Origin of the sequence: Ruegeria sp. HKCCD8929, assembly GCF_013031405.1 — a bacterium.
Classification (GTDB): domain Bacteria; phylum Pseudomonadota; class Alphaproteobacteria; order Rhodobacterales; family Rhodobacteraceae; genus Ruegeria.
On sequence record NZ_WPZY01000062.1, the window covers coordinates 1 to 13625 of the forward strand.

The window sequence follows — 13625 nt, forward strand, 5'->3', positions numbered from 1 at the left end:
CAGCGGATATGAAGAAACGGATGGGGCGTCCGAGGCTGTCGGTAACGGCGTGCAGCTTCGTATTCTTGCCACCCTTGGTTCGACCAATCAGGCGTCCACGCCCCCCTTTTTTGCGGCCATGCTGGTCGCGGTGCGGTGGGCCTTTAGATACGTCGCGTCGATCATCACGGTCTTTTCCTCGCCATGTTCGGCGGCCAGGCCGACCATCATCCGCGCGAAGATGCCTTTCTCGCTCCATCGTTTCCACCGGCTGTACAGCGTCTTATGCGGTCCGTATTCCCTGTGAGCGTCGCGCCAGCGCAACCCGTTGCGATTGACGAAGATAATCCCGCTCAGCACTCTCTTGTCATCGACCCGTGGCTTGCCGTGCGACTTCGGGAAGAAAGGGGAAAGCCTGGCCATCTGCTCGTCGGTCAGCCAGTAAAGGTCGCTCATATCACCACTCCATTTTAGAAGCCGTGAATCACGCAGCGCGTTGAAAATCAATGCGTCCTGACCCTAGTTGACTGATGCCTCCAGAAAACTCACAATTCCCACACGTATGGTGCTCCTTGTTTTGGTGCCATCTTAGAGAGAAGATAGAACGCAAACACACTTAAACCCAAGGATGAGACTGAAACGAACTATTGGCAAAAAAGATGACAAACTTAACTGAGTTGGTGCTTGATTACGGTGAAACAATTTCGTTTGAAGTGAGTGATACTGACGGATTTAGCAATGGCGGCGAGAGATTTGTAGCCGCGAGCGATGAGGACACCACAAAAGTTGCCTTTAAGGAGGTGATCTCGCGGGTAAAGCCAATCGCTAACGATTTGATTACCGTACCAAGTGATCTTGCCAGGCAACCGGATGAAGTCTGTGTGAATGCGGAAGCGGGAGTGATCATCGCAAAAAAAGCGATGAAAGGCCACCTTGCTGTATTGTTGAATTGGGCTGGATCAAACTGACGCGGGGGGCGCTGTGACAACTGATGTTGCGCCGGTCGTTCGAATTCTTCACCCATTTTCCAAGAAATGGGTTGGCTGCGGCTTTGTCATACCGTCACCGCCGTATGACCGAAGTATCCATGTTATGACATGTGCACATGTCGTTACCGCCGCACTCGAACTCAAGAATGACGAAACAATTTCCCAAGCTCCGAAAAAGAAACTTGCCGTTCAGTTCAGCGGAGTCCGACGGGCCAAACGCAATACTGTCTATGGGAAAGTGCTTGAAGAACACTGGTATCCGTCCCCACCGATCGATGTCGCTCCAACGAAGGACATTTATGACATCGCAGTGATCCGCTTGGAGATTGAAACCCTTCCAGAAGGCGCCGCATTCGCACCCTTCGCAGACGACGCTCCTGTGATGTCAAAAGTCATGGCATTTGGTCCAAAAAAAGCCGAAGACACTGCTGCCCAGGCGCATGGCAATTGGACGATAAGCTCCATTAGGGGCGACACCGAACCCGATCGCATCGAGTTCTTGTCCGAAAGGCAATTGGCGACCGATCAGGTGCATGGCGGTTTTTCGGGTGGACCGCTAGTGAATACTGACACTGGTGCAATCTGCGGTATGGTCAGGTCGGCGGAGACGAAGAAGGGCTATGTTGCCTACGCCCTGCCGTTTTCCATGCTCCTAATGGCTTGGGAAAACCTTGGCCTCGGATTGCGCAGCAGGTCCCAAAACGAAAACCAGGGGCGGCGGAGTTCCAATCTGCCTGTCTTCGATCTGTTTAATCGAGACGATCAGGTGACTGCCTTTCACAAACTGCTCTCCGATTCAAAAAAGGGTAAGGGAACGAGGACGATTTTCACTGTGGCTGGCGATCCGGATGAAGACCACCACAGGTTTTCGCGCAGAATTGGTCTCGAACTGGATTGGGCGTTGTCTGAGGATGAGTTCACATTTATACAGTTGAAGCAAGTCAAAGGCGTTTCCATGGCTGATGGCGTGGACCTAACACTCAAGAAGCTCAGCGATCTTGTGAAAGCAGAGTCCACAAAACCTGAAGACATCGCGCTGGCGATGACAAAGCACGAGGCCCTCTGGTTTCTTCATTACTTCACACCCGCTCGGTTCACGGACGAAGAAGCCGGAGTTCTAAAGGAAATTGTGCAAATTTGGGTCGAGATTTCGAACCACGCCCAGTGTGAATGCCATCTTGGAATATCGTTCTTTTACGATCCGGTTTCACAAGACTCACCCGCTTGGGCTGCACATCAGGACATTCTGAAAATCGCTTCGGCATCGCTGGAATTTGCTCCTTTGGGACCTTTGGACAAGACCCATATCGACGATTGGCCGGATACGATTGAACGGCATCTGCCCGAGCTCAGCATGCCCAAAACACGCAAACTAGCACGAAAGATTAGAGGCCTTGTCAGCAATGACAACGTCTCGATGTTCGAACTCATGGAGAGAATTGACGAGAGCGACATCGAACTCAACCTTCTGGAACCGAACTGAAATTCTAGGTCAACATCATGCTTGAGATTTACAAAGGCCTCCAAAATCCTGTAACTAGGAATCCGGTCAAATTCGATACGTCTTTGCGCGATGGATTGGATACTGCGGCCAGATACTTGCCTGCGCCCGGATTGGTCGATGCAGTGAACTTGGCGATGCTTTTGGGCCAGCCACTATTACTGAATGGCGAGCCCGGGACCGGCAAATCAGGATTGGCGTACGCAGTGGCCAATGAACTTTGCCTGGGCGACGTCTACCGGGTGAATTGCAAAACCGATATGCAGTCCAGCGATCTGTTCTTCTCCTTCGATCATATGCGGCGACTGCGGGAGAGTCGCGTTGAGAAGGAGGCCGGTGTTGAAACCTATGTGAGCCTGCAGGGCTTGGGCGCGGCTATTGTCCGTGCTGCAGGAAAAGACCATACACCTGACCTTTTGAGGGGGACTGGGAAATCTCGCAACTTGGGTGACTTGTTCCCGGATATGTTCGAGCACCCTGCCGTTCAATCGGTCGTTTTGATTGACGAAATTGATAAAGCGCCGAGAGACGTTCCCAATGACCTGCTGTTCGAGTTGGATCGTTTCCAGTTCGATATTCCTGAACTTGGCATCCGCATCAAAGCGAAGCCCAGTCAGCGACCATTGGTCGTTGTGACCTCCAACTCAGAAAAGGCGCTTCCCGCTCCATTTTTAAGACGCTGTGTTTTCTTCACGATCCCTTTCCCCGATTGGGATCTGGACGACGCTCCAGTAGACAGCGGAAAGCAGGAACGACCGGCCTACAATTTGGAGAATATCGTCGTAGGGCGAATTGAAGGCATCAACGGGTCAATACTCCTTCAAGAAGGACTTCAACTCTTTGGCCTGCTCCGGGAAAGTTTCGAAATTAGCAATCCGCCATCTCCTGCTGAATTCCTCAACTGGCTTTTGGTACTCAAGCAAAAAATTGGGACTCAACAGCACCTGAGGACCTATCGAGCTGGATTGCTGGATTCGTTGACCCTACTGCTCAAGAACGACAATGACGCCAAAATAGGCAGGAAAATAGTAAAAAACTGGCTGGTGCAGAAGTGAACCCATCCGACGCCACAATTCTGGACCTGGATCTCCACGACCTCGAAGCGCGCGTTCCCGGTTTGCGGATCAGTCCCGCGGATCACATTCGTATCACAGCTGTTTTGGCGGTTCTTGTCGATCGCGGTGCGCATCCGACAACTAGGGCCGCTTTAGGGAGAGTCCTGGCCCCCTTGCTGGCGCGGAACGAAACCCAGCAGGACTCTATTAGAGAGTTCTATGAAGAGGCGGTCAGGGAACTGGAACAAACACCTATCGAGACTGAAGAGGAGATTGCTTCCGATGAAACACAGGAATTGAAGGAACTTGCGATCGATCGCACCACAGTAACCGTCAGAGTTGTCGCTTTGGCGATCGGAGTGCTTCTTGCTCTCCTTACGTTCTTCGCTCTAACAAGTGGCATACAGATCAGTCCGGACCCGGTGAAACATCTGCGGCCCAAAACCGGAAGCGATCTGACCGACGTGCCCACCTGGGTTGCGATTGCCGCGGAGCGCATCAATTGGCTGCTCTCAGACATCGGTGGTTTTCGTAGTGTACTTGTGGCGATCCCGGTAATCTTTGCTGGCGCAATGTTCTTAAGATTAAGGGATCGAAGAAACGCTTTTCTCGATCCCGAAACACACGAACTGGCCACCCCTGGGAAGGAAATCCCACTTCCTGTTCAAGCACGACAAGTGCTTTTCAACCGGCCGACATTGCACTCCGACCTTGGTCGATTGCGTATGCACCGCGAGATTCGTTCAAATCAACTAGACATCGAAGATACCGTGAAAGCGGCGGCACGAAATGCGGGCTATGTTGAAAGGATAACTTTCCAAAAGCGCGAGCGGGCGGTTGAACACCTTGTGCTTATTGATCGCGAAGCGCCGTCCGATCATCTGGGGCTCCTCGGCGATGCCTTTGTTGAGCGTCTTATCGAAGCAGACGTTCCGGTCAGTTCATTCGACTTATTGCGCAATCCGGCGTTGGCCGTTCGGCGCGGTAGTCTACTCAGCAAAGAAGTACGTCCGACACCGGTTTCTCAACATGCCATCGCCTTCAATTCAGATGCAGTGGTGGTCATCTCGGACTGCGCACGCCTTCTTGATCGGAGGGGCCACCATTTAGCTGGATGGCTGGCACCGTTTGAAGATCCCTCGATGATAGCTGTGCTGACACCGCTTCCCAAAGGGTCTTGGGGCAGCGCCGAGCGTCGGCTGCAAAAACTGGGGGTAACTGTTTTTCCATTGACGCAAGACGGCATGTCCGACTACGTGGCTGAGCGCGTCAGACTAAACGCGGATGTGCCTGAGCAAGCGACGCACGAGCAGCACCGGCAAAAGGGTGCGATTTGGCCTATCCTTGAGGCTAGCAGGCTTGTCGACAACGCGGAGACAGACGAAACGATTCGAGACGAAGCCATCTTCGCGCTCCGTGCAAGTTTGGGGGAGCGTGGGTTCCGCTTGTTGTCGATTTTGTCGATTTTTCCGGTTTTGCTGCCTGAGTTGACCACACGATTTTCAGTAGTACTTGGCGGCATCAGTGAAGAGGACTTGGCCCTCATTTCGTCGCTCAAGATCGTGCGGCAAGGTCGACTTCCCTATTGGCTACGCGAAAGCCTTGTCAGATCGCTACCAAACGAGGACCTCAGACAAACGCATCATATTATCTCGCGTTTTCAAGATGATATTGACCTCAGCACAGTGACGGAACGATCACTGACAATTGCAGCCGAAGAAGAAGGCCTTCTGTCATTTCTGCGCAAATTTGGACATGGGACGCGTCAGGAGATGATCACGGATGCGATTTTTGTCAGGTTTGCCCGCGGCGAAATCGACTTCTCCGACGTGGTGGTCGAAGCGAAAGGCAATCTCCTCCAAGCGATAAACCCGGCTCTTAGACTTCAGGAGTTGCTTGTTTTGGCATTCGGAACACTTGCGGCCGCTGCGGCATGGGTCGCAGCCCCTTGGATCGTCGATGCCATCGGCGGGCAAAGCATTGGCGGTGTTGATTTGCTGTCGTTGCCTAATGTCCTTGGCCCGATCGGCAAACTTTCGATTATGTGCATTTGCCTCTATCTCTACGGGTTTTCGCATTTTTGGTTCTACTGGTACCAAAGGCGACCTATTTTTTTGCCTTTCTTACTCAACATTGGGCTTCCAAGTCTCCGATTGATCTATGACATGCGCGATGATCGCGTGCGATTTTCCATGCGTTTGAAACATTGGGTACCACCGGTCATTCTTGTGCCTTGGTTGTTTCTCGACCTTCTTCAACTAATCAACACCGATGACATAGTGTCCTTCTTGACGGGCAGGTCACTGCGCGACGAAATAGATATGCTGCCAATTTTTTTGTTAATGGTTGTGCTAATCCGGCAACGCCGCCCCACTTTGGATCTGGTGTCAATGTCGGCAAAGCTCTCGTTGACCCGCATATTTCTGGGCTCAGTCGCATTGGTCACGACTACAATTGCGGGGGCCGCCGCGCAAATCGGATTCGACGTCGAAGCAGGCGATGAACTCTTTACTGCTGTAGCGATCATTGCATTTCTGCTGTCGGTCGCCTGCTTTGCCAACGACAAACCGACGCTTTTGGAGTTCGTGCGAAGCATGGGGCGTAGCTGTTTTGCGCTGCTACCGCTTGCACTCCTCGGCGCGGCGACGTCGGATCTGTTCGTATTGCTTCAAGGCGCGTTTTTTCTTCTGCCGCTTTTTTCAAGCATAGGGGGTGCAACGGCCTGCTTCCTTTTCCTCCTACTCCCATTGCTGTTTCGGGGCGGTCTGATCAATGTCTGGGAATGGCTTACCGGCGTCATCACGGTGGCCGGCATCTATTTCTTGTCTCCCGAAGCGCTTTACACACTTGACGTTCTGCGCGGTCTGTCGATCGACAGTTTCATGCCCACTCTGGCCATTTTGGTGATCGGCGGTTTGATGCTTCGTCGCCAGATGCCACGAGATGCATTTCTTCGCAACGGTGCTGCCGCCGTTGTAATGGCACTAGGTCTGCCGATTATGCTGTCCACCCTTCAGGTGCCGCTTGCCTTTGCGCAGTCTGAAACGTTGATCCCGCTTCAAGAAGATATTACCACCAGCCCTGACGAAATCGAGCCGGACGGCAAAGTGGGTGGCGGTATCGTGCCGGAGCCTGCCGAAGTGCTCGGGACGCCGAACGTCGGCGAAGAGGCGGAGCCCATAGTCGAAGACACAGCGGAGCCTTTAGTTTCTATCAACGATGGCCTCGCGATAGTCAGCGTATATCTTGCATTGACCCTTCTAACAGGCCAACTCATCTGGCAGCGCCATCTCGCGGTTGTGCGAGGCAGCTTGCCCGCATGGGACCAGGGGCCGATTGAAGCAATCCTGCTGTTGCCGCTCGTTCTGCTTCTCGGGTTTTCGGTGCGGTTTTCCGATACATTCTCTTTCACACTGTTATTTCTGCCGATTTTCTTAACCGTGGGCGCATCCGTCCGTTGGGGATATTGGGCGGCCGTCGGTGGTATCGCCGGCATGCTACCCTTGATTGGGCAAACCGGCATAGCGCCAAACACGCTCTATGGCGGGTTGGGCCTTAGCTCCATTGTCATAACAATCGCGCTTACGCGCTGCGTGGCCGAGCGTGGGTTCTTCGCACACGTCCTTTTGGTTGACACGATACGCCCTGTCCACCTGCTCATAGTCGCACTGATGATTCAATTCGCCGTCGGTTACGAACTTCCTGAAATTGCGATGCGCTTGGTTATTAGTCCGCGGGAACTCCTTTATGTCACCATTGTGCTCGTGGGCCTTTCACGCGTGCCTTTGCGCTTACCAGCATTGTTTCTGATCGCAATTTCTGCCGTTGATCTGGTAATGTTTTTTGTCGGGATCCAAAACCCCGATACGTGGCTTATCAATCCCTCCGGCTTTTTTGTAAAGCTTGTCATTTCAGAATGGCCGTTCGTAATGATCGACGGCTTGCTGACGCTCGGGATCGTGCGTGGATTGCGCAATACGCTTATCTATGGCCCGGGGCCAAACGTGACCAAGCAAGATGGTCCGATTCTGGGTTGGCTTATCCAGATTTTCCAGAATCCCTACGCATTGGGTTTAGTAGCCCTATTGTTTGCTTTTAATTTGAACGTTATGTCAATTATTACGGAGCAATCATATCTTGCAATTGGAGCATCGACCACTGCAGCATTCGTACTGTTTATTCTGTTAGGGGTCGGTGCGTGTGGGACACCCAAACTTAGTCGATTTGGTGTTTCGGAGAATCCAATGCGCAGCAAAACCGTTGCCATGACGGCCACAACATTTTTGCTTGCTGTTTTTGGTAATTTACTAGCGTCGATCTTGTTCTTCCCGACCGGGGTAAGTTTGGGGAGTGTTTGGCCTTTTGAGTTTACTGCGTTCTACACTCGCGGGCCTGCCAGTGGAATTTATACCCTGTTATTAGTGGTCTTGATGTTTCTAATTGGTTTCTATTCCAGAGGCTTCAGGAATATGATCGTGGCGACACCTTCGCTCTGGGTAAAACGCGAGATTGACCCAAGAGACGAGGAGTGGCTCGACAATTTGGAAGACATAGCCGAGGACTCGAAAGTTAAGGATGGACCGATTAAGCTCTTGGATTGGCAAGAGGGCTTTACCAAAAGTTTGAAAAGGAAGCTCATAGATTTCGATTTTGGCATGTTGGTCATCAAGCAGGAGCTAAGCCGCATACTGAATTTTAAGGTCCCGCCTGGGTGGCAGGACCTGCCGGTACCGATCGCCGGGCGGAGTGTTGAGGCGCTCGATCCGACGCGCAGCCGGTTTGTGATGGCCGGGCTGACCTTGGCCTTGGCGGTAGTGTTGACGGCAGCACTTTATGTCGTCTGAAACATCGCGGCTTTTTGAGTCTTAAGAAGTCACAACGATTGAACCCGAGCCGAAATAGCCTGCCAATTCGATCCGGCGATACCGTCAATGACGCGGCATGATGTCGTGAAACCCTAAACGCTCGAGATATGGTCCGTATCGACACAGCTGATTGCTACGAAATCGAGCTTGCCGCCCTGATTCGCGGCCCATTGTAGTTCTTTCTGAAGCGAGCGCCGAAAAAACTTCCTAGGGTCCACCGTCGATTAAGGCAAAACGCTGTGAGGTTGAAGTGGCGCATTCAAGAATCAGGAAGTAGCCATAATTTACCTACAAAGCTTTGGTATTAAGCATATTTTACCTACCCACTCCTCAACTCGCTGACCCCGGCCCCGGTCACAACCAGGGCAAAGTTCTGTGCATTCGACAACAAATTGGCCGCCGTGACTTGGATCAGATAGGTGCCTGCGACTGGTACTTCCAACCGGACGATCTCGACGTTGTTTTCCGCGTCCGGAAGCCGAAGTCGCAAGGGCAAGTTCGCATTGCCCAGGTGCTTTGGCCCATTGGGTAGTTGTTGCACAAAGAGGTTGAGGTTGTTCTGAAGCGCGCGGCCCGGAATGTCGGTCCAGGCGAGACAAATTCGTAGTTCCAGACCCACATCCACATCCACCTGGAAACGCTTCCTTTGCCCCGTTCTCGAAAACGCAGTTCCAGGAACCGCCCAGTCGTCTTTGAAGGTTAAGCCCATCGTCGGCGCATCGCCATTGGGTAAAGTGGTAGGCATGTTCACGCAACCAAACCCTTGGTGAAAATTGGGCAGATCCGGGAAGTCCGCCGTCGAATCGAGCCCAGTTAGGTGCCGCGTGCCATTGATCAAAGTGGCTTTCACCAACGCGGATGACGGATCATGATTGTGCGCGCTGTGATAATATTGCCGAATAATGGCCGCGCATCCCGAAACCAAGGGCGTGGCCATGCTGGTTCCGCTCATAAAAGCGTACCGTCCAGCGTGGCCCGGCAGCGAGCCGGAGAAGTTCGACAAAGGTGCACGCGACGACTTCGCAGAGGCAATGTTTGTTCCGGGCGCCACAACATCCGGCTTGATCCGCCGATCGTTACAGGGTCCGCGGCTGGAGAAGGCCGCCATGCCTTCCGCGTCGCCCGACGTCGCCTCGGACGAGATCGGCGCGTCCGGAAAGTTCGACGGCCAAACCTGCCCGAATGTCAGCGCTGCTAGCCCACCGCTATCCCGATCAGAGCGGCTCGCTCCAACTGTGATCGCATTCTTCGACGTCGCTGGTGCGCCAATAGACAGCCAATCGACAAAACCGGTTGCCGCGTTTTGATTATCGCGTGCGCTGCCCTCGTTGCCGGCAGCCACAACGATGGTCATATCGGGATTTTTACTCGCGAATTGATCCACTTCAATCGAGTTGAAGGTATAGACGGCCTGCACATCAGCGCCCCAACTATTGTTGTGGATGCGCACGCCCGCATCATAGGCTTCCTGAAACAGGTTGTTCAGGTCAAACGGCAAACCACTCAACCCACCCGAGGCATCCATAACGGATTGAAAAAAGATACCCGCCTCCGGTGCCGTTCCTTTGACTTTGCCGCCCGATGCACTTCCATCGCCAGCCGCGGAACCTGCAACATGGGTACCATGGCCATGCGTGTCGCTGGCGTCACCCGGGCGACCAAGCGCAAGGATGCCAACCAAACGCCCCTGAAAATCTGGATGTCCGTCATCCAAGCCGCTGTCAGCAATTCCGATGATCTGTCCTGCACCTGTGAAATTGAGACGGGCCGCTCCAGTCGGATCGTCCACGCCCAGTAGAACACGGGCGTGATCATTGTATAGTTTGGGTGTCACGAATTCCGCGACTTTAAAAACTTCGGGTAGAAAGCCGACCTCATCTAGATTTGGATCGCCATCGAGAAAAAAGGCGCGGATCTTTGTGTTGCTACTGCCGCCCACCGGAACGTTCCGGTCCGCGAGCCAGGACAACACGGTCGAAAGATCTTCTGGCCGATGCAGCCCGATATCATAGGCCCGAATGTCCGGATTTGCAGGATTGGCCGAACTCGATTGTTCCGGCAGACTAAGAGCCTCCGTGCCTTTGGCAGAATACTTAACCATCCGAAGCATGAAAATTAGGCTGTTGACGGCTGCGAAATGCTTATCGGGAACACGCAAAACCAATCGGTGAGACCCAAGTGCTTCGATGACCTCCGCGCCTGCATTCAGCAGGCTGTTGCGCCACTCTTCAAGAAGCGGGCCTGCCAGTTGGGCTATATAGCGATCAGTTGGAACATCAGGCTCATCGATGCTCTCGAAAGCGGCCCTGGGGACACTTGCCGTACTCACACTGGCCACCAGTTGATCGAGTGGCTCTGGCGGCACGTCTTCTAGGATTTCAACCACCAATCCCCTTGTCTTTAATTCTGCGATTGCGTCATCGTCTGCCGTGCCCATAACGAAACTCTCGGTTTCGCTGGCAACGGCAATGATTTTTAACGCATCTTCAAGCTCATGCTCATGCATAAAGTAAGCAACAATTCGCTTTTCGGACATTTTCCAACCCCCTAAAAAATGCTTTAGTCGAAGCCATGTCGATAAAATCTGATAATGTACCATAGCAATTTGTACGAATATTGTCGAACTTAGGGGAATGTCGGGTATCGGTTTTTTGTTCGCTCCCGTTTGAATTTAAGATCACAGACAAGCGCTTCTGAAGATTCTGGTGGCGATATGTTCTCTCTAGGTGAACTTACTAGCAACTGTATTTGTCATGCGAGCTTAGCGTTCCACTTTTGCCGTGATTTGCACAGTGCGTTCGCGATTGTGACAAGCTTTCTTGCGACTGCGGTGATGACGACTTTGTGTGGTTTACCGGCTGGTCGGAGGCGATCCACGAAGGGCTTGTGCCCCGGCTGGCGGCAAATGCTTTGATTTGAGCGGGAGGCACCTGCCTGGTGGCAACCCCGGCAGCGTCGAGGGCCGCCCAAAGCCGCCACTCCTGACCTCCGGTCGCTTCGAAGCACACCAAAGCCTCGGCCGGTCGAGCCAGTTGAATGAGCCGCTCGTGCCCCTCATCCGTGTTCGGGAGCCGCAGCCGATTGCCATCCGGCAGGAAATGAATGTCCAGCCAGTCGCGGCTGACGTCCATGCCGATGATCCGATCCTGTGATACCGTGTTCATACTCTCTTCCTTCTGCTCCGCGGTCCTCGGTGGCCGCATTCAACTGTTCGAGACGATGAAGAGAGACGGTGCTGGCTCGCTAACAAACGTGGTCATGCCACAAGGCTCAGACGCCATACACCGCCCCGTCAGCAACCTCGGCCAAGGCGGCTGACGGGGGTCAAGTTAGCAAACTCGAGATACAGAAGGGTCAGGGACCATTGATTTCTGGAAAACAGAGCGATGCCAAGTCTGATCTTTTCTGGTTAAGCGGTGCGCAGATAGCGCATCTTGAGCCCTATAGCCCCAAGCCCTACAGCAAGCCTCGCGTTGATGGCAGGCGCGTGTTGAGTGAAATTATCTTCATCAATCGCAATGGTTTACCGTGGCGTGACGCGCTCAAGGAATACTTCCCACACAAGACTTTGTACAACCGCTGTACGCGGTGGAGTAATAAGGGCATCTTCGTACAGATGTTGGCCGGGCTGGCCGCGGATCACGGCGAAGAGAAGATAGTGATGATCTCCTCTCGGGGTATTGCAAAACCCTGCTGGGGAGCGGACGCGACCTACCTCACGGTACATCGAACAGCCTCCAGTTTGGGGTCCGCGGAGCGCTCGGCATAGCACGGCGGTCAGGGGAAGCAAGTACCCGCGATCCTAATGGTCACACTATCACAAAAGGTAGATCGACACAGATTGGTTCATTGCATCTAGGATTGTCCCTGAGCTGAGCGCACTGTGGGCAGCCAGCGAGGCCGAAGGCTATCCTTTCGGTGATTGTATGAAGCTGCTGATCCTGAGCGGCCAGAGACGCGCCGAAGTCGCCGAAATGTGCTGGTCAGAACTCGATCTCGAAAAACGCTTGTGGACCCTGCCTTCGCAACGCGCCAAGAACGGCAGGCAACACACTGTCCCGATCACTGACGCGATGCTGGATGTCCTGCGCAGGGTCTCGAGGTTCCTGGGGTCGGATTACGTTTTCACCACCACCGGCAAGTCGCCAGTGTCGGGGTTCGGTCGCCTGAAGAACCGGCTCGACAAAGCGCTGCCCGATGGCACGGAGCCGTGGATCATCCATGACCTGCGCCGCACGATGTCCACCAACATGGCGATGCTTGGGGTCCCGCAACCCGTCACTGAGGCGCTGTTAAACCACAAGACAGGTGTGGTCTCAGGCGTGGCCGCCATCTACAATGTCTATTCGTATGCAGACGAGAAGCGCGAAGCTCTTGGCGCGTGGTCGCAACACGTAATGAAACAGACCGGGTTGAAGAATGACGATCTCGAAGGCAAAGTTAAGCGAGCTTCAGGTTGACCTCCTTCTTCTCAGCATTATCCGCGCCTATGACCATCCTAAGGGAAAAAACGAGATGGGCCGATTAGCCGATGCTCGTACCGCACTTTTCGGAGCGAAGCGTAGTCAAGGTCGAAAGGATGCATTCGACTATTTGGCGCTCTTCAAGATTTTAGATGACAACCGCAAGCGAGAGCTGGATAGCCTTCGCCGCAGCATAGCTAAGCGAGACGATAATCTGCGAAGGCCTGAATGGCAGGCCGCAATTGAAAACAATCCGAAACCAATTCGTACAGCCGCGCGAGAATACTTGAGATTTGCAGGGTCATCTGCCAGCGACAAAAGTCTTGAAGATCGTCTGCGGCGGAAGGCCCGCACACCATTGAGCACCAGAGAGATGGCTAAGCTTGAGCCCTTCTTTGATCTAGACGCGCCTCAAACTAAGACCCTCGTAACAATCCTCGAACTACTCGAAAAAATGGGTGTTCAGTCTAAAGGCTTCTGGGACGAAAACCCCTAGTTTGTGTCCCACGACCACGCGCTATCACCCTGCTAATCTGCGTTTGCATGCACCCCATGGGGTCGACCCCTTCATCAACCAGATGGAGGACCATCATGAAAATCGAAGACGGTCGCAAGACCTTAGCCACGCGCGATGACCTAAAGCGCATGGGTATCACTCTGAGCAACACAACGTTGCTGAGGCTTGAAGCGCGAGCAGGGGCTGGCCCTGGTGCCCGAACCGCTCTGGTGGCTGATGGGCGTCGTCGTGTCCTTCTATTTCGGTGCGCGACATC

General features: G+C 53.5%; 8 protein-coding genes and 3 pseudogenes. 8 read left to right on the top strand and 3 right to left on the bottom strand.

The window, feature by feature from the left end; genetic code table 11:
- Nucleotides 1-435, bottom strand: a pseudogene (locus GOX53_RS27555) (IS5 family transposase); the annotation flags it as partial.
- A 203-nt stretch (nucleotides 436-638) separates the two neighbouring features.
- Here GOX53_RS27555 and GOX53_RS27560 point away from each other — a divergent pair.
- From GOX53_RS27560 to GOX53_RS27575, 4 genes are read left to right on the top strand one after another with little or no spacing between them, the layout of a single operon-like run.
- Nucleotides 639-947: a CU044_2847 family protein gene (locus GOX53_RS27560; RefSeq protein ID WP_171182083.1), complete on the top strand. Its 309-nt coding sequence runs from the start codon at nucleotides 639-641 to the stop codon at nucleotides 945-947.
- Between the two features lie 13 nt (nucleotides 948-960).
- Nucleotides 961-2451 carry a serine protease gene (locus tag GOX53_RS27565; RefSeq protein ID WP_171182084.1) on the top strand — a complete coding sequence of 497 codons (1491 nt, stop codon included), beginning with the start codon at nucleotides 961-963 and terminating at the stop codon, nucleotides 2449-2451.
- A gap of 17 nt (nucleotides 2452-2468) precedes the next feature.
- Nucleotides 2469-3524, top strand: coding sequence for a MoxR family ATPase (locus GOX53_RS27570; protein ID WP_171182085.1), 1056 nt, complete (start codon nucleotides 2469-2471; stop codon nucleotides 3522-3524).
- Nucleotides 3521-8368, top strand: a complete 4848-nt coding sequence (locus tag GOX53_RS27575; RefSeq protein ID WP_171182086.1) for a hypothetical protein — start codon at nucleotides 3521-3523, stop codon at nucleotides 8366-8368. The genes GOX53_RS27570 and GOX53_RS27575 overlap by 4 nt, the downstream gene beginning before the upstream one ends.
- 340 nt (nucleotides 8369-8708) lie before the next feature.
- Here GOX53_RS27575 and GOX53_RS27580 read toward each other — a convergent pair whose 3' ends face one another.
- Together GOX53_RS27580 and GOX53_RS29515 are read right to left on the bottom strand one after the other, a co-directional pair.
- Entirely contained in the window at nucleotides 8709-10925 is a 2217-nt protein-coding gene (locus GOX53_RS27580; protein WP_171182087.1) for a S8 family serine peptidase, read from the bottom strand.
- 199 nt (nucleotides 10926-11124) lie between these two features.
- Nucleotides 11125-11553 carry a hypothetical protein gene (locus GOX53_RS29515; RefSeq protein ID WP_174867720.1) on the bottom strand — a complete coding sequence of 143 codons (429 nt, stop codon included), beginning with the start codon at nucleotides 11551-11553 and terminating at the stop codon, nucleotides 11125-11127.
- 203 nt (nucleotides 11554-11756) lie between these two features.
- On the opposite strand from GOX53_RS29515, the pseudogene GOX53_RS27590 reads away from it, so the two are divergent.
- The 4 genes and pseudogenes from GOX53_RS27590 to GOX53_RS27605 all read left to right on the top strand — a co-directional run.
- Nucleotides 11757-12137 (top strand): annotated as a pseudogene (locus GOX53_RS27590) (transposase); the annotation flags it as partial.
- Nucleotides 12138-12315: 178 nt separating this feature from the next.
- Nucleotides 12316-12849, top strand: coding sequence for a site-specific integrase (locus tag GOX53_RS27595; RefSeq protein ID WP_254446831.1), 534 nt, complete (start codon nucleotides 12316-12318; stop codon nucleotides 12847-12849).
- A complete protein-coding gene (locus tag GOX53_RS27600; RefSeq protein ID WP_171182089.1) occupies nucleotides 12809-13348 on the top strand; it encodes a hypothetical protein in 540 nt (179 codons plus the stop codon). Before GOX53_RS27595 ends, GOX53_RS27600 begins: the two co-directional genes overlap by 41 nt.
- Nucleotides 13349-13540: 192 nt before the next feature.
- A pseudogene (locus tag GOX53_RS27605) lies at nucleotides 13541-13625 on the top strand (3TM-type holin); the annotation flags it as partial.

Bases quoted from the DNA above. Each gene is read 5' to 3' on its own strand.
- GOX53_RS29515 (WP_174867720.1), bottom strand. From the start codon at position 11,553: ATGAACACGGTATCACAGGATCGGATCATCGGCATGGACGTCAGCCGC.
- GOX53_RS27600 (WP_171182089.1), top strand. From the start codon at position 12,809: ATGACGATCTCGAAGGCAAAGTTAAGCGAGCTTCAGGTTGACCTCCTT.
- GOX53_RS27570 (WP_171182085.1), top strand. From the start codon at position 2,469: ATGCTTGAGATTTACAAAGGCCTCCAAAATCCTGTAACTAGGAATCCG.
- GOX53_RS27595 (WP_254446831.1), top strand. From the start codon at position 12,316: ATGAAGCTGCTGATCCTGAGCGGCCAGAGACGCGCCGAAGTCGCCGAA.
- GOX53_RS27560 (WP_171182083.1), top strand. From the start codon at position 639: ATGACAAACTTAACTGAGTTGGTGCTTGATTACGGTGAAACAATTTCG.
- GOX53_RS27580 (WP_171182087.1), bottom strand. From the start codon at position 10,925: ATGTCCGAAAAGCGAATTGTTGCTTACTTTATGCATGAGCATGAGCTT.